Source organism: Methylophilus luteus (genome assembly GCF_042676265.1).
Lineage (GTDB): Bacteria > Pseudomonadota > Gammaproteobacteria > Burkholderiales > Methylophilaceae > Methylophilus > Methylophilus luteus.
Genome location: NZ_JBHTKB010000001.1, coordinates 608,734 through 625,529, shown reverse-complemented (window position 1 = coordinate 625,529; position 16,796 = coordinate 608,734). Strand labels below are relative to the sequence as shown.

Sequence of the window (16,796 nt, the reverse complement as noted above, 5' to 3'; positions counted from 1 at the left end):
TTTTTTGATATTGATTATAGTTAAAGGAGCGCCTGTTGAAGTCCTATATAGAGACCGAAATCAAAGGGCAGACGCAAGCAGCGTCACGCTTTGCTGATTTCCAGCGCACACACCCACTGATACGATGCCTGACACTGTACGCCTACATGCCATGGCAATTCAGCATCACCGCCCTGCTGTTCATACTGGTGAACGCCGGCATGGCCTGGCAATTATGGCTGGTCGGCCAGGTGATCCAATCGATACATATAGGTGAATTCATTACGCGTAATGCCCAGGGCATACTCGACTTTTCTAACGCCCGCTATTGGCTGACCCTGTTGATAGGTGTCGCCATAGGCCGGGCGGTATTGCAATACATAGGCGGCGTGATGTCGCTGATCATAGGCCAGGAGCTGCTGTATATATTGCGTGAGCGCATCCTCTACCAGGTACAGCGACTGGACCTGGCCTACCACTGGCAACATGGCATAGGCGAGATCGTGACCCGCACCACGCGTGACGCAGACAAAGTGCGCGATGCGCTGATCAACTTCTGGCGCCAGGTGTTTGAAGCCAGCATCTGGGTAGTCATCTCTGTCAGCGTGCTCAGCATTTACCATCCGCTGATAGGCATAGGCACATTACTGCTGGTGGTGGCCGGCATGCTGCTGTTCGTCAGGCACACCAATGCGCTGGTATTACTGGACCGTGAAGTGGGCAGCGCCTATGACCAGGTTAACCAGGAGCTCAGTGAGGGCGTGAACGGCATACGCGTGATCAAGGCATTCGGCCTGGAAACACAACGTACCGCGCATTTCACCCGCCTGGTAGATACTTTTGTCAGCCATGCCAGAGCGGCCTTGGCTTACGCCGCAAAACGCATCCCATTACCGCAGATCGTCATCGGTTTCAGCCAGGTTTGGATATTGGCCCTGGGTGCTTACCTGGTCAGCAAAGGCCAGCTCAATGTCGGCCAGTTGGTGCCAGCGTTGCTGATCGCCAATGCGCTGGTATTCAGGGTAGAAGGCATAGGCAGGGTGATGCAGGTGTTTGCCGATGCGCGCGCCTCAGCCGCCAGGATATGGGAACTGCTGGACGAACAACCTAAGATACTTTCCGGCAAGACCGGGATACAGCCACAGGCGCTGGGTTTTCGCTTGCTGGATATCACCACCAAAGCGCCTAACAGCGATAAAGCCATACTGCAGCATTGCAGCCTGGAAGTCAGCCCCGGCGAAACCATCGCCATCGTCGGCGCCACCGGTGCCGGCAAAAGCTCGCTGGCAGGTTTGCTACCCCGCCTGCTCGACGCAGCGCAAGGCAGTGTAGAAGTCGGCTCGGCCTGGGCAGGCTGGCACGATGTGAAGACGCTGGACCTGCACCAGTTACGCAAACTGGTGCATGTAGTGCCGCAAGAAAGCTTTTTATTCTCGGATACGCTGGCGGCCAATCTACGCCTGGCCAAACCGGATGCGACTGATGAGGAGCTGTTACAGGCTCTGCACCTGGCCGCCGCTGACGAGGTGCTGGAAAAACTCAGTGATGGCCTGCACACCAAGATAGGTGATAGAGGTATCACCCTGTCTGGCGGCCAGCGCCAGCGCATCAGCCTGGCCAGGGCATTCCTGTCTGAGCCTTCTATCCTGGTGCTGGATGATTCTACCAGCGCGCTGGATGCGATCACCGAACGCACGGTGCTGGATAACATCCGCCATCTGCGCGAGCACACCGGCAAGAACATCACGGTGCTCATCATCGCCAGCAAGCTTTCCACCATCCTGCTGGCCGACCGTGTCGCCATGCTTGCTGATGGCAAGATCGTGGCAGAAGGTACGCATGACACATTAATCAAGGCGCATTTTGCATATCGCGATCTGGTAGGAGTTCAACATGGCTGAAAAATTAAGACAAGAACGCGCACTCAATGATATTGAGCTGGAACAGGCGCTGGCGAAAAAAAGCCTGGACCGTAATATGTTCTGGCGCCTGCTACCACTGCTAAAACAGGTGTGGCAGCAAGTCACCACCGTTATCCTGCTCGAAGCGGTGCTGGTCGGTGTCATCTTTATCCGGCCCTGGTTCTTGCGCGAGGTGATAGACAATGGCTTTATCCAGACCGCGCAAGGCATAGTGCTGAATACGCCGCTGCTGACCTGGATGAGCATAGGCATGGCACTGAGCTGGGTGGTGCGTTTCGGCATCTCCGGTTTATCGCAATACCTGTCCGGCAGTGCGGCGGTGCATATCCTGAACAGCTTGCGCGTGCAGGTGTTCGCGCACCTGCAACACCTGAGCATGCGTTATTTTGACCAGACCAAGGCCGGGCGCATCATTTCGCGGGCCGACCGCGATATAGACGCCCTGGAACCCTTGCTGATCCAGGGTCCACCGGAGCTGTTATCTGCCCTGCTACGCTTTGTGGTCGCCGCAGTCGCCCTGTGGTGGATATCGCCCAAGCTGTTGCTGGCGCTGGCCAGCATAGTGCCGGCGCTGTTTGCCGCCACCTGGCTGTTCAAGCGCATCTCGGAAAAAAACTGGGCCAAAGTCGCTGAAGCCAGGGCCAGGTTTACCGCCCACCTGGTCGAAACCGTATCCGGCGTGCGCATCATCAAGCAGACCGTGACCGAAGCAGACAACGCGCAGCGTTACCGCAACCTGTTGCACGACTTCAACACCACGCTGATCAAGGGCAATATCCGCACCAGCTGGTTCCTGCCGTTCACCCAGGTGTTAAGCACGGTAGGCATGGCGTTTCTGCTGGGTACCGGCGCGCTGGGCATCGTCGAGCAGCAACTGACCGTGGGCCAGATCGCACAAAGCCTGTTTTACGTGCAACTGTTCCTGGGGCCATTGCAAGAGTTGAATGACTTGTTTGAACGTTATTCCACCGGCGCCTCTTCAGCGCAGCGCATCTTTTTGCTGCTGGATACCGAGCCCGAGATCATAGACCCGCCGCAACCGCAGCTGCCGCCAGTGCGTGGCCACGTCGCGTTTAACAATGTGCATTTCAAATACAACCCGGATGCAGCCAAACTGGTGATCCAGGGCCTTAACCTGGAGATCCCTGCCGGCCAGGTACTGGCCATCGTCGGCCCCACCGGGCACGGCAAAAGCACCATAGTGCAGTTATTGACGCGCTTTTATGAGGTGAATGCAGGCGAAGTGCTGGTTGATGGCGTCAATGTCAAAGACTACCAGCAGACCCTGCTGCGGCGTAAGGTCGGCCTGGTGTTGCAGGACAACGTGCTATTCAGCGGCAGTGTGCTGGATAACCTGCGCCTGGCCGCGCCTGAAGCATCTGACCAGGCGCTGATACAAGCAGTGCAGGAACTGGGTGCCGATGAGATATTGGAAAGACTGCCGCAAGGCTATTACACCGAAGTCGGCCCATTGGGTGCTTTTCTCAGCCATGGCCAGCGGCAACTGGTGTGTATAGTCCGCGCCTATCTGGCTGACCCTGCCATCCTGGTGCTGGACGAAGCCACTTCTGCGGTCGACCTGCACACGGAAAGAAAGATACAGAACGCTTTCCGGCGACTGAGCGAAGGCCGCACCGCCATCATCATCGCCCACAGGCTGTCTACCATACGCGACGCCGATGCCATCGCCGTGATACGCGATGGCCAGATCGTTGAAAAAGGCTCGCATAGCGAACTGATAGACCTGAACGGCCATTATTCAGGATTGTATAAAGCCTATCAGGAAGCCTCAGAGGCCAGCATAGCGGCCTGATGCTGGCAGAACAACAGTTAGCTTGAAACGGATGTTGCTGGGCAAACAAAAAATGCGAGCCCGGCAACACATAAATATCCTATCCGTTTGATTATAAACAATTAAACATACTGGCATGCTTCCTGCAATACAGGGAGTTCCAAACTAATTTAACTCATCAGGAGAGATGATATGTCTGCACAAGACAAGATTGATAGCATTTGGTACACACGCTGCCCGGTGCCTACCCCATTGGGACTGGCCGCACGTGAAGGCTGGATCAGCCAGGAATTTGCACAAGATGGCATCACCATCAACACCTTGCAAGAAACACAAGACCCGGAATTGCTGGAGTCACACTACGACCACCGCTTGCCGCACTCTTTCCGCCAGGGCGGTAACGTACCGGCTATCTGGGCCAAGTCCAGAGGCACCGACACTAAAGTGATCGGTTTGAACTGGGTAGACGAAGCGCAACTGATCGTCACCCTGCCAAACTCCGGCATCAAAAGCCCGGCAGACCTGAAAGGCAAGCGCATTGCCGTGCCTAAGCATGTGATCAGCATAGACCATCAACGTGCCAGCGCTTTGCGCGGTATCGTCGTCACGCTGGAAGTCGGCGGCCTGACCCCTAAAGATGTAGAACTGGTCGATGTGGCCGTTGAAAGACAACCGCCTACCATAGGATGGCAATCTGGCAAGCGCGCAGCTTATGCCGCTGAATACGCAGCGCTGAAAAACGGCGAGGTCGATGCGATCTTCGTTAAAGGTGCGCGTGGCTATGAGAGCGCTAATGAACACGGCGTGACCATTGTTTATGATGTGCGTCAGCATCCGGACCCAAAAGTCAGAGCCAACAACGGCGCACCACGCCCGATCACGGTAGACGCCGCCTTACTGCGCGACCGTCCTGACCTGGTGGTACGCTTTTTGAGCCAGATCGTAGAAGTCTCTGACTGGGCAGCCAAGCACGAAGCAGAAACTGTGGCTTATATCGCCAAAGAATCCGGTTCTACCGACCAATGGGTACGCGAAGCCTATGGTCACGACGTGCACCTGCACCAGGGCACAGACCTCAACCCTGAATCTATCGCCGCGCTGGAAGGTTATAAGAACTTCTTGCTGGAGTGGGGTTTTATCAAGGAAGACTTTGATGTACAGGCCTGGATAGACCCAACAGCCCTGGCAGAAGTACAACGCCTGAAGAAAAAAGCTGCTTAATTTTTAGCACTGATGTGGCAGCTGCTCAAGGTACGCCTTGGCACCTGCCACTTTTATTTTTAACTGACAGAAAAACATGCAGCCTGAGATCCCCAGCCCTATCGATTTACGAGACCCTGCCACTGCAGCAGACTGGGCAGATTCAGCCCTGCTCAAACGCCCGTGGCGTCCCGAGTTTTTTCAGGCTTTTGCCGACAGCATACTCAAACACTTTCCGGCTGGCGCGGTGCGCATCCTTGAACTGGGTTCAGGGCCAGGTTTTCTGGCCCAGCATTTATTGCAGGCATTGCCAAAAAGCCAATATCTGGCGCTGGATTTTTCTGCTGCCATGCATGCGCTGGCCAGGCAACGCATAGGCCTGGGCCAGGAACATATCCAGTTTTTGGAAAGAGACTTTCTCAGCGCCGACTGGTGGCAGGGTCTGGGTGTATTTGATGTGGTCGTCACCATGCAGGCCGTGCATGAGCTGCGCCACAAGACACGCGCCACTGCGCTGCACCAGCAAGTCAAAAACCTGCTGCAGGGCGATGGTTTTTATTTGCTCTGCGACCACCATACCGATGCCGGCGGCATGCAAAACACCGAGCTGTTTATGTCGGTGGCCGAACAACGCAGCGCCTTGGAGGCAGCCGGATTCAACCAGGTCGAGTTGCTGCTGAACAAGGGCGGCCTGGCATTGCATCAGGCCCACTGTCACACATAAGCAGGCGTCATGCATAAGCCGGCGCCATCCATATAAAACTACCTTTTAGAGGAGCTTCAACATGAGTTTAAGATTAGGTGATATCGCCCCTGATTTCACACAGGATTCCAGCATAGGTCCGCTCTCGTTCCACCAGTGGCTGGGCGATAGCTGGGCCATATTATTCTCACACCCGGCTGATTACACCCCGGTATGCACCACCGAACTGGGCGCGACCGCCAAGCTGGCAGGCGAGTTTAAAAAGCGCAACGTCAAAGCCATCGCCCTGTCAGTCGACCCGGTAGAGTCACACCATGGCTGGATCAAAGACATCAACGAGACCCAGTCTACCGAAGTCAACTTCCCCATCATTGCCGATGCGGATAGAAAAGTGTCTGAGCTGTATGACCTGATACACCCGAACGCCAGCGCCACGGCAACGGTGAGATCGGTATTCGTGATAGACCCCAGCAAAAAGATACGCCTCACCCTCACCTACCCGGCCAGCACCGGCCGCAACTTCAACGAACTGTTGCGCGTGATCGACTCATTGCAACTGACCGAATACCACAGCGTGGCTACCCCCGCCAACTGGGAAGACGGCCAGGACGTGGTCATCCTGCCATCCATCACCGACCCCGTAGTGCTCAAAACCAAGTTCCCCAAAGGCTTCAAGGCGGTGAAGCCTTATTTGCGACTCACACCGCAGCCGAATAAATAATAGCAACATGGTCCGGAGCATAGCGCCGGACCTTTTTACTTTTAACGGAATAACTTCAATGCGCTTATCCACCACTCTATTGCTAGCCGTGTTCATGCTTTTTCATGCCGCAGCACAGGCCCAGCCTGATTTAATTTCAGCAGAGTTTGACGGTGCCTGGGTGGGCGAACCTGAGCGTATCAGCGGCGCCAACCTCAGCCCAAGCACCGCACCGCCGGTCAAGAAAAAACTCAGGGTAGATATCAACGGTGCCAAGGGCATTATCTCTGAGTGGAAGACCGATCACTGGCAGAGATTCTGGGGCATCAGAAATGTGGTATTCACGGTTGCCTCGGTAGAGACCAATGCTGTCATGTACCAGACGGTGTCAGGTACAGATAACGATTGTGCATGGGTTGAAACCTGGAACCTGAACCTGACCAAGCTGGATAGCAATACAGTGAAAGCTTATTACTACAGAACGGTGAACAACCACGACTGCGAATTCAAAGAAGAGCGGGAGCTGGTGTGGACAGTGGCCGGCAGCATGATATTGAAAAAATACAAAGACTAAGCACCTGAGCTGTCAGCCAACCTACCTGTTTAACCATACTCCATATGAAGCCTAATCTAAGAATCGTTGTGTTGTTTGGCGGGGTCAGCGAGGAGCGCGATGTCTCTATCGCCAGTGCGGCCCAGGTCATCCCGGCCCTGCGCGAAATCGGCCATGAAGTGATCGCCATCGACACCGCCACTGGCGTACTCAGCAGCACGCAAGAAGCGCTATTGTTGACGGGCAAAGTCGCGGCACTGCCGCCAGATAGCGACGCCCTGGCCCTGATCAGCCAGACCCATATCCTGCCTGAGCGGCAAGTGGCCGATGTGCATGTGTATTTTATCGCCCTGCATGGCGGTAGCGGCGAGAATGGCCACATACAGGCCATGCTGGAGATGGCAAATATGCCTTATACCGGCAGCGGCGCGCTAGCGAGTGCCATGGCTATGGATAAGGATATTTCCAAGCGGCTATATACACTGGCCAATATCCGCACCCCGGCCTGGCGCATGGCCCCGGACTACACAGAAAGAGAACTGCAGACCCTGGGTTTGCCGCTGGTGATCAAACCGAACGCCCAGGGCTCTACGGTCGGGCTATCCATTATCCATGACCTGGACGCGCTGGATGCGGCCATCACCCTCGCCCGCCAGTTTGGTGACGAAGTCATGCTGGAACAATACATTGCCGGCAGGGAATTAAGTGTGGGCGTACTGGACGGTGAACCGCTAGGCGTGGGCGAGATCGTGCTCGATCAGGCATTGATCTTTGACTATGCAGCCAAATATCAGGCCGGCAAAGTACGCGAGATCTTTCCGGCAGAATTACCGGCAGATATCTATGCCGAAGCGCACCGCCTGGCGGCCCTGGCGCACAAGACATTAAAACTAGCTGGCTATAGCCGCTCGGATTTCAGGCTGGATGAAAATGGCAAACTATGGTGCCTGGAAACCAACACCTTGCCAGGCATGACCTCTACCAGCCTGATGCCGCAATCGGCACAGGTGTCTGGAATCACTTTTGCTGAACTCTGTGACCGTATCTGCAGGCTTGCGCTACAAAAAAGAAAGTCTTAACTTGGATGTCGCTAACAGTGCATGGCTGACATGCTAAACTTAGCCAAACCGCCATAAAAGTAAAGCATAGTTTACTTTTTTAAAGGAAATCCTTATAGTTCAGCTATGGATATCTTAACAATTGGCGCAATCATTAAAAAAGAGAGAACGGCATGCGGCTTGAGTCAAAAGGCGCTAGCCGCTGCCTCCCATGTCTCAAGAGTCACCATAGTGAATCTGGAAAAAGGTAAGCTAGGTGACATAGGTGCCATCAAGCTATCTGAGATTGCCGATATTGTCGGTACACCCATGTTTTCAACTGGGAAAAAGATGGACTTCATTAAGATCACGCTAGGCAATATCAATACAAGCTACAAAGATTCGATGTCAGCGTCTGATCTGGAAAAACTCATGCAGAGCGGAAAAATTGAACCTGGTATTGAAGGGCAAGTGATGCATCTGATTGACGAAACACCGATCTCTATTGTTGCCGGGGCCGTCAAGCAACTTGCTTCTAAAAAGGAGCTCAATGCCAAGTTGATCTGGAAGAACCTGGCGCACGTCGCAACCGAGATCAAGTCACCAAATAAATTTTGGAATGCTATTGGCTAAGCAGGCACTAAACTTTCCTGATGGCCCATGGGTAAGCCTGCTGGAGAAAACATACAGCCTGCTTGACGCTATTGCTGCCGATGGATACACCATTCCGCGTTTGAGCCTTGGTGAGGGCACTGTGTTGATGTTCTACTATAACCATCGCAAGAGCAAAGATATCGATATCTTTGTTCCTGACCCGCAGTTTTTGGGTTATATCAATCCTAGACTGGGTGGCCGCGGCGGTGATGTTACGTCCGAATACAAAGATACCGCTGAATACGTGAAGTTGTTCCTACCCGAGGGAGAGATCGATTTCGTAGCTTCTTCTACGCTGACCATGAATCCCTTTGCACAACATCAAGTGCTAGACAGAAACATATTATTAGAAACATCGCTTGAGATAGTGGCCAAGAAGCTATGGTATCGCGGTGATAGAGCAATGCCACGTGACCTGATAGACCTCGCCGTAGTCATAGACCATCACTACGCTGAGATATTGGATCATTGCGACGTATTCCTGAAAAACATTGAAGTATTCATAGATCAATGCGAGTCACGTAAAGCCATCATGCTGCCAGCGTTCGACAGTATTGAAAAAATCGATTTTAATTTGAGCTTCGATGAGTGTTTGCTACGAGTGAAAAAGCTTAAGCTGGATCTGTTAAAAACTGCATCTGAACGATAGCCAATCAATTTAAGGCCTACTGAACATGGGACTACATGACCAGATGCGCAAACTTGCTCTAAGAAGAATCTCATTGCACACCTCCAGAACTTAGATAAAAAAATGGCCCGGGGTACAGGCCCGGGCCGTTCAAGCACTACACTGGATATTGTTGTTTTAATCTTCGATTCTGAAACCTACTTTAAGCGTGACCTGAAAATGCGCTAACTTGCCGTCTGCAATATGGCCGCGCGTCTCTACCACTTCAAACCAGTTGAGGTGATTCAGCGTTTTGGCTGCACGCTCTATGGCATTCTTGATCGCGTCATCACTGCTCACGGTAGAAGAACCTACCAACTCAACCACTTTATAAATATGCTCTGACATCGTTATTTCCTTTATGCAATTGAAGGGGTTTGCCTGCCATTTTATTGTACAGGCTGCCAGACGCGTCCTGGTGGATTCTGGCTGGGGTTTCCTTCAATGCGGATCAGTTTGGCCGGGCCTTCGCGTCTGGGTGAGTGGATCTCGTTTTCGTTATAAACGCGCACATTACCGGGCGTCAACTCTATGGAATCACGCAACCTGACCGTGCCTTCGCCAGCTTCAACCACATCCCAGCCATCCATGGTGGTGACACCTGCCACCTGGCCATAAATCGCCCAGGAAACGCCATGGTCATGCGGCGGTGCTTTCCTGGCTTCCTTGAACACATGGCCGAGGATGGCAAAGCCAAGATCAGCATCTTCGTACAACACCCGGCGTTGCGGTTGTGCATCATCCAGGTACTGGTTAGCAAATTCCTGGTCGGAGACCACGTCCTGCAAATAGACACGCACGCGCTCGCGACCTGCCGGACCCTGGTCTTGCAGCAGAAAGTTGCGCACCTGTTGTGCGACAGCATCAATAGTAAAAGCCATGCTTACTCCAGAAAAAATGGTTGTGGAGCGTGCTTGTGCACTGGCTCCACCGGTTAATTACGCTGCCAGCTTGCCGCCCTGCTCATTGGCAAGCAGGGTTTGCAAGGCTTTTTGTGCATCTTGTATCGGTCTGTGGTCTACCCAGGCGTCAAAATCAAAGTCTTTATCCAGGATGCCATAGCTCAGCAAAAAGTCTTTCTGCTGGCGGAACAGCTCCAGGCGTTCAGCGGACAAGTCTGGTGCTAGTGACAGATGAAAGCCATTACGATAAGCCGCAGCCACGCCTTCGGCGGTGCCGCCGGTTTCGTTTTGCAGGATCTCGTGCACACCGGCAAGATTGGTTTTCGCCCATTCTGCAGCGCGTAAGGTCTGGGTCAGAAAGCGCACCACTACATCGTAATGATTTTCCAGCAAGTATCTGTGTACTGTCACCGGGCGTGGGGTACCGTTATTCACGCGGAAACGTTTTTCCGGCAGGGTATCCAGGTCTATGCCTACTACCAGGCCCTGGTCACGCGCGCCATCTTGTGCAGCAGCGCCTTTCACATAAATGGCATCTACCTTGCCTGACAGCAAGGCATTAAAGCTGGCTTGCCAGCCACCGTAGCGGCGGCCGCTGGCACTGACCTCGTTCTGGCCTACTTCAACCAGCTGCACATCATCCAGGGTCAGGCCGACTGAAGCCAGTGCCCCTTTGTAGCCATGCAGGCTGCTGTGGCGCGTGATGGTACGGCCACGCTTGTTCTCGGTGATATCCTTGGGGTTGTAGCCAGGCAATGCCAGGCGTTTGCCTTTGAGGTCTTCCGGCTTGCGGATATTTGAATCCGGACGCACGATGATGGATTGCGATTCTTCTATCCAGGTCAGGCCTATCAGCACGGTGTCTGCGCCCTGGGCTTTGGCCGGGATAGCGAACAGGTTGCCACCTTCGCGGATCAGGGTCTGCAGACCGTGATCGTAGTGGTGATGCCTGAAATCGGCGCTGTCGTCATCCTGCAAAGCGCGCAGGCGGACGTTGTCTTTACTGAATTCATCCTGCAGCCAGCCAAGATTAAAGGCAATGCCGGATGCTGTAGGTACACCACCCTGGCCATTGCCCGCGCAACGGGTGAACCAGAGCGTATTGTCAGGAAGCTGTTGTTGATTACTCATGATACATTCCTTTGATTAATTAAAATTTAACTGTTCTGTCCAAGCGCTATGACACTGTGATCAACCGCGATCGGTTACTGCTTGTTTGTTAACGCTATGCCAGCGATTTGGGCCTGGCATCATGACCTCGCCACACTCACAGTGCAGCTACTTAACAAATCAGTATGTATATCTGCAGGAAATATGCCAAATGCAAAGAAATTTAAATACCCCATAAAAATCAATGAATTACATCTTATCCAGCCAACTGCTACCTGCAGCGCTGTTTGCTATTGAGCAAAGCGCTGATGGGCTTGCAACAGTTGAATGTTACTTATCAGCATCAATAGCTGGCGCCAGTTAAAAGCTTAATTATTCAGATTGAATGCCACCGGTACCGTCACCACGGTATCTACCGCCACGCCCTTGACCAGCGGCGGATAAAACTGCCAGCGCGCGACTGCCGTCAGCGCCAGCCAGGCCAGTTCTTCGTTGTTGCTTTTCAGCGCATGCGGGAACTGCACCGAGCCTTCTTTATCGATATAGAACTCGACCAGCACCGTGCCGCTCACGCCTTTATCTGCCAGCTCGGGTGGATACAGCGGCGGCGGGGTGTAAAAAGGTTTAGGCGCGTGATCCAGGCTGCTGACAGGCGCAATAGCGGGCTGGGGCTTACGCAACTCGTCCAATATGCGCAGACCGTGCGCATCAATAGCGATGTCATGCGTGCCATGCTGGGTGAATGTCCTTTTGATATTGAAAGCCGACCAGGAAAACTGTTTGTTTTTGCGCGCCGGGAAAAAACTGGAAGATGCCAGCATGGCCTTGAGTGCCTGGCCAAAGGCCGGCTCTGAGCTTTCAACGATCTTCAGTTGTTGCGGTGCGCCCGTAGGGTCTATCACCACAGACACGGTCGCCGTGCCGCGTACATTCTGCTTGAGCAGCTCTAGCGGATAAACCAGCGGCGCGACCACTTTATCTGCTGGCGGCTGATCGTATTGCAGCATCTCCGGTTCTTCCGGGCTGGCTTTTTCAGGGTAAGGGTTATGCAAGGGCAAGGCCTCACTTGAACGGGTGATCCTGAAGGGAAATGATTGCAAGATAGGCGTCAGCACAGGCTGCCCCTGGACCAGTGCGGCTTTTACCTTTGCCTGCCTGAGGCTGCGGATAGCCGCCTGTTCAAATAAGGGATGACTCGACTGCGTGACTTCAATGTTTTTTAACTGGTTGTTCTCAGTCACATCCATAGTCGCCAGCACATTGCCCTGGCTGCCATAGCGGATCAAGCTCGCAGGGTAAGCAATCGCCTTGCCGTCTATCGTCACCGCAGGTGAGCTTGCCACCTCATCAGGCAGGTGGCAATTCTTATACTCGCCCTGGTAACTGACCCCATTCGGCCAGCTGGTGATGCCAGACTGCGGGCAACCTTTTTCAAAATTGCCTTCAAAGCGACGTCCGTCAGCAAAACTCTGTATGCCAGGGCCATGCGGCAGGTTATTGAAAAACACACCTTCCAGGCGTACGCCATGATTACCGCTGTTAAAGTATTCGACCACACCCTTGCCCATCAGCTTGCCCTGCTCAAAGTTGCCGCTGTAGGTGGCTTTGTGCACGCCGCTCTCAAACACCTTGAGCACGCCTGCCCCATCCACATAGCCATCCTTGCACGCGCCAGCCCACTCTATGCTATGGAAAGGGTTTTTAAAGCGCGAATAGAACTTGCAGCCTTTGTCGTCGCTGATCCAGACATCTTTCACTGTATCTGCCGCATGGGCCAGCCCTGCCCCTATTAGCAGCAGGGAGGCGATCAACTGTTTTTTCATCTCAAACTCCATATGATGGTCTACGCATCATTTCAGCAATTCAAGTGGCTGAAGGCTCTGTGTTAAAGCTGTTCCCCGGCCTCATACGCATGGTAGAGGTCGGCATATTTGCCATTGTTCTGTATCAGCTGGCTATGCGGGCCCAGCTCGGCCAGCTCGCCATGATGGATGACGGCGATCAGGTCGGCGTCGCGTATGGTCGCCAGTCGGTGGGCGATAATGATGGCGGTACGGCCTTCACATAAGCGCCTGAGCGCATGCTGTATCCTGCGCTCGGTCTGGATATCCACCGCCGAAGTCGCTTCATCGAGTATGAGTATGGTCGGGTTGGCAAGATAGGCGCGTAGCAGGCAGACCAGCTGGCGCTGGCCATGGCTGAGGTGCGAGCCCATGGCGCCGACTTCGGTGTGGTAGCCGTGCGGCAGGCGGCTGATCAGGTCATCTATGCCCAACTCGGCAGCCGCTTGTTCAAACTCGGCCTGTTGCGCATGCGGTTTGGCCAGCTTGAGGTTGTCTATGATGCTGCCGCTGAACAGCACGTTATCCTGCAACACCACCCCCACATGCTGGCGCAGGTTGCGCTGGGTCAGCTGCCGGATATCTACGCCATCGATCAGCACCTGGCCTTGCTGTACGTCATAAAAGCGCGTCAATAGCTGTATCAGCGTGCTTTTACCATGGCCGGTAGGTCCGACGATGGCCAGCACCTGCCCGGCGGGCACTTTCAGGTTAAGGTGTTTGATCACCGGCTTGGACTGGTCAGGCAGATAGGAGAACAGCACATTGCTGAATTCCACTTCGCCTTTGATGCTGGGCAGGCTGCTGGCATCTGCGCTATCGACCACTTCTGCCCTGGTATCCAGCAGCAGAAAGATACGTTGCGCCGAGGCGACGCCATTGGTGTAGCGCTCGACCAGGTCGCCCAGCTCCTGCAACGGGCCTAAAAACATATAGACATAAAACAGGCTGGCGGCGAACTGGCCCAGCGTCAGGTGGCCCAGGGTGACTTCCTGCCCGCCAGCCACCAGTAGCAGCATGAGCCCGAGTATGGTCAGCACACCGGTAAAATGCGTGAACCAGCCAGAAGCGATATTGCTTTGTACCAGCGAGTGGATGAACGCATCGACCAGGCCGCGGTAACGCTTGAGGTTGCTGTCTTCTTGCACTGTCTGCTTGATGATGCGCACCCCGGCCACCGTTTCGACCAGGTGCGCGGTAAAGCGGGCGCGGTTTTCAGCCACGCGGGCAAAATGGTGGCCGGAAAGCCGCCGGAACAGCAAGCTGGAAAGAATAAGCAAGGGGATCACCAGCACCAAGTGATAGAACAAGGTCGGCGATACCCACAGCAGTATGGCAGCGGCCATCACAAACCGGAGCAAGGCAGAGAATATTTCTGGTGGCCCCTGGATCAGCAGCGGTTCCAGCGCGTCTATATCACGGTCTATGCGTGAAACGATACGGCCGGACTTGGTGCGGTCAAAATAGGCCACGCTGAGTTGCTGCACATGGCTGAAAAGATTGACGCGCAACTGGTTGAGGATGCGAATGGCAGCCGTGCCGGAAAAGTATTGCGACAGGCCGGCAAACACAAAGCGCGCCGCCCACATGCCGGCCAGACCTGCCAGCGCCCAGCCTATCACCTGCCAGTCTATGCCTGTCACCAGTTTCTGGCTGGCCGCAGCTGCGCCACCGGCCTGCACACCTCCGGCCTGCAAATCTAGGGCCTGGTAGATCAAGCCATGGTCTATGGCCTGCTGGATAAAATATGGTCGCAGAAAAACAAAACCGACCAGGATGATCTCCATCACCACCGCCGTCAGAATATAGTTTTTAACCGGTTTGAGCAGTGGTAACAAGCGCCAGAACATATTGCGGTTGAGCTGCTGGTTGGCGAATTTTTCTTCCAGCTCTATATCCGACAGCACTTTGAGATTGCTATTACGTTCAGCGGCCATCATCCAACCCCATCAATTCCCTATAGCGTCTATTGCTCTTAACCAGTTCCGTGTGTTTGCCGGCAGCCACGATATTGCCTTCAGACAGGAAAAGCACTTTGTCTGCCAGCAGAATGGTAGACAGTTTGCTGGCGATCACCAGCACGGTGGTGGCTTTGTCCTGCTGTTTGAGGGCACGGATATTGTTCAGCACATTGCGTTCGGTCACCGCATCCAGCGCGCTGGTGGCGTCATCGAGCACCAGTATGCGTGGTTGGCCGAGCAAGGCCCGCGCCAGGCAGACACGCTGGCGCTGACCGCCGGACAGCGTCACCCCCCGGTCACCTATCCTGGTTTCCAGGCCGTCACTCAAACTGAACAACAGCTCTGAAGCACTGGCCATCTGCAGCGCCCATTCCAGTTCATCTTCGGTGGCGGCTGGCGCTGACAGGCGCATATTGGCCGCCAGCGAGTCCGAGAACAAGAAAGCTTCTTGCGGCACGGTATGTACCTGCCTGCGCAGATCGGCCAGGTCCAGGTCTTTGACATTGACCCAGTGGCCGTCCCCGGCTGCGATCTCTTCTGCGCCGGCGATCTCTACTGACCCATGAGTGACATCGGCCAGCCGCGGTACCAGCCCGGCCAGTGTGCTCTTGCCTGAGCCGGTGGTACCTACCAGTGCCACGATCTCACCGGCAGCGATCTCAAAGCTGCAGCTGGCCAGTATGGGGTTACCCCCTTCAGGCGGGTGCACCGCCACCTGCGAGAAGCGTAGCGATAAAGGGCCATCCGGCAAGGCGGTGCTGCCGCTTTTGATCTCGGGTTCGGCATCGAGCAGATCCCATATCCTGGCGGCGGAAGAACGGGCATCGGCAAAGATCTGCATGACGCGGCCTACGCCTTCCACCCTGAACACCAGGGTGTTGACCATTAACAGCGCCGCGATCAGCTGGCCCAGGTTGAGCACACCGGCATAGACCAGCTGGCTGCCGAAACCCAGCACCCACACCTGCCCCAGCGCGACCACGAATTGCGGCAACGGGATACGCGATGTATAGAAAGTCAACGCGGCAAACGCATGCGACATAAAGCTTTGCACATGCTGCTCGAATTTGTTGATACGGCTGGATTCCAGCGCAAACGCCTTGATCACGCGCACACCATTCACGCCTTCGGTCAGGTCCTGGTTGACGGCGTCGTAAGCTTCACCGACTGCCCTATCCAGTTTGACCAGGTGTTCGGTCTGCAGCAGCAGGATACTGAAACCGACCAGGCATAACAGCAAAGGCACCAGGCCCAGCCAGAAGTCGTACCAGAACAAAAAACCCATAGCGGCGGCGATGACCAGCCCGGTATCCACCACCTGGCGCCAGAAGCTGATCAGCGCGTCGCGCAACTTGTCGGAATCACGCGTGGTGCGCGTCACCAACTCACCGGCGCCATGCGCCCAGTGATAGCTCTGGTCCAGTCGCTGCACCTGGATCAGGATACGCTCGCGGATATGGCCTATCAGGTTCTGCTGGATGATGAGTGACAGCCAGCCGACAAAATACAGGATCAAAGCGCGGCCCAGGGCGACGGCGACAATGATCAGCAGCCAGTGCCAGGCGGCATCACTGTTCAGCGTGCCGCCGGCCTCCAGGTAGATGGCTCTGCCATGCTGTACGTCATCGATGGCCCTGGCGATCAGCCCCTGTTGCAGGGCGAGCATGAAATTGGCTGCCGCAAACAGCCCGGTACAGATCCAGAACCTGATGGGCGTTCTGCGATACAGCAATAAACAACGGATAAGCGGGTAATGGCGTAGGCTCAAAACGGAT

Annotated in this window: 15 protein-coding genes; 9 read left to right on the top strand and 6 right to left on the bottom strand. The window is 54.7% G+C overall.

Annotated features, from left to right (window positions below):
• Nucleotides 1-35 precede the first annotated feature (35 nt).
• The 9 genes from ACFQ1Z_RS02760 to ACFQ1Z_RS02720 all read left to right on the top strand — a co-directional run bounded on the left by ACFQ1Z_RS02760 (nt 36) and on the right by ACFQ1Z_RS02720 (nt 9,189).
• On the top strand, nt 36-1,880 hold the full coding sequence (locus ACFQ1Z_RS02760) for an ABC transporter ATP-binding protein (RefSeq protein ID WP_379055413.1): 1,845 nt from the start codon (nt 36-38) through the stop codon (nt 1,878-1,880).
• Nucleotides 1,873-3,714: an ABC transporter ATP-binding protein gene (locus ACFQ1Z_RS02755; RefSeq protein ID WP_379055411.1), complete on the top strand. Its 1,842-nt coding sequence runs from the start codon at nt 1,873-1,875 to the stop codon at nt 3,712-3,714. Before ACFQ1Z_RS02760 ends, ACFQ1Z_RS02755 begins: the two co-directional genes overlap by 8 nt.
• A 171-nt stretch (nt 3,715-3,885) precedes the next feature.
• Nucleotides 3,886-4,914, top strand: coding sequence for an ABC transporter substrate-binding protein (locus ACFQ1Z_RS02750; RefSeq protein ID WP_379055409.1), 1,029 nt, complete (start codon nt 3,886-3,888; stop codon nt 4,912-4,914).
• 76 nt (nt 4,915-4,990) lie between these two features.
• On the top strand, nt 4,991-5,617 hold the full coding sequence (locus tag ACFQ1Z_RS02745) for a class I SAM-dependent methyltransferase (RefSeq protein ID WP_379055407.1): 627 nt from the start codon (nt 4,991-4,993) through the stop codon (nt 5,615-5,617).
• A 61-nt stretch (nt 5,618-5,678) separates the two neighbouring features.
• A complete protein-coding gene (locus ACFQ1Z_RS02740) occupies nt 5,679-6,317 on the top strand; it encodes a peroxiredoxin (protein WP_379055405.1) in 639 nt (212 codons plus the stop codon).
• Between the two features lie 58 nt (nt 6,318-6,375).
• Nucleotides 6,376-6,870, top strand: coding sequence for a hypothetical protein (locus ACFQ1Z_RS02735; protein WP_379055403.1), 495 nt, complete (start codon nt 6,376-6,378; stop codon nt 6,868-6,870).
• A 44-nt stretch (nt 6,871-6,914) separates the two neighbouring features.
• The gene (locus ACFQ1Z_RS02730) at nt 6,915-7,928 is read left to right on the top strand and encodes a D-alanine--D-alanine ligase family protein (RefSeq protein WP_379055401.1); all 1,014 of its coding nucleotides are present in this window, start codon (nt 6,915-6,917) and stop codon (nt 7,926-7,928) included.
• Between the two features lie 105 nt (nt 7,929-8,033).
• A complete protein-coding gene (locus ACFQ1Z_RS02725) occupies nt 8,034-8,519 on the top strand; it encodes a helix-turn-helix domain-containing protein (RefSeq protein WP_379055399.1) in 486 nt (161 codons plus the stop codon).
• Nucleotides 8,512-9,189, top strand: a complete 678-nt coding sequence (locus ACFQ1Z_RS02720) for a nucleotidyl transferase AbiEii/AbiGii toxin family protein (protein ID WP_379055397.1) — start codon at nt 8,512-8,514, stop codon at nt 9,187-9,189. The genes ACFQ1Z_RS02725 and ACFQ1Z_RS02720 overlap by 8 nt, the downstream gene beginning before the upstream one ends.
• Before the next feature lie 156 nt (nt 9,190-9,345).
• On the opposite strand, the gene ACFQ1Z_RS02715 is transcribed toward ACFQ1Z_RS02720, so the two are convergent.
• From ACFQ1Z_RS02715 to ACFQ1Z_RS02690, 6 genes are all read right to left on the bottom strand, one after another.
• Nucleotides 9,346-9,555: a dodecin gene (locus ACFQ1Z_RS02715; RefSeq protein WP_379055395.1), complete on the bottom strand. Its 210-nt coding sequence runs from the start codon at nt 9,553-9,555 to the stop codon at nt 9,346-9,348.
• 41 nt (nt 9,556-9,596) lie between these two features.
• Nucleotides 9,597-10,088, bottom strand: a complete 492-nt coding sequence (locus ACFQ1Z_RS02710; protein ID WP_379055393.1) for a hypothetical protein — start codon at nt 10,086-10,088, stop codon at nt 9,597-9,599.
• Nucleotides 10,089-10,145: 57 nt separating this feature from the next.
• Nucleotides 10,146-11,240: an ABC transporter substrate-binding protein gene (locus tag ACFQ1Z_RS02705; protein ID WP_379055391.1), complete on the bottom strand. Its 1,095-nt coding sequence runs from the start codon at nt 11,238-11,240 to the stop codon at nt 10,146-10,148.
• 347 nt (nt 11,241-11,587) lie between these two features.
• Nucleotides 11,588-13,042, bottom strand: coding sequence for a TonB family protein (locus tag ACFQ1Z_RS02700; protein WP_379055389.1), 1,455 nt, complete (start codon nt 13,040-13,042; stop codon nt 11,588-11,590).
• 62 nt (nt 13,043-13,104) lie between these two features.
• On the bottom strand, nt 13,105-15,000 hold the full coding sequence (locus ACFQ1Z_RS02695; RefSeq protein WP_379055387.1) for an ABC transporter ATP-binding protein: 1,896 nt from the start codon (nt 14,998-15,000) through the stop codon (nt 13,105-13,107).
• Entirely contained in the window at nt 14,987-16,789 is a 1,803-nt protein-coding gene (locus ACFQ1Z_RS02690) for an ABC transporter ATP-binding protein (protein WP_379055385.1), read from the bottom strand. The genes ACFQ1Z_RS02695 and ACFQ1Z_RS02690 overlap by 14 nt, the downstream gene beginning before the upstream one ends.
• Nucleotides 16,790-16,796: the final 7 nt, after the last annotated feature.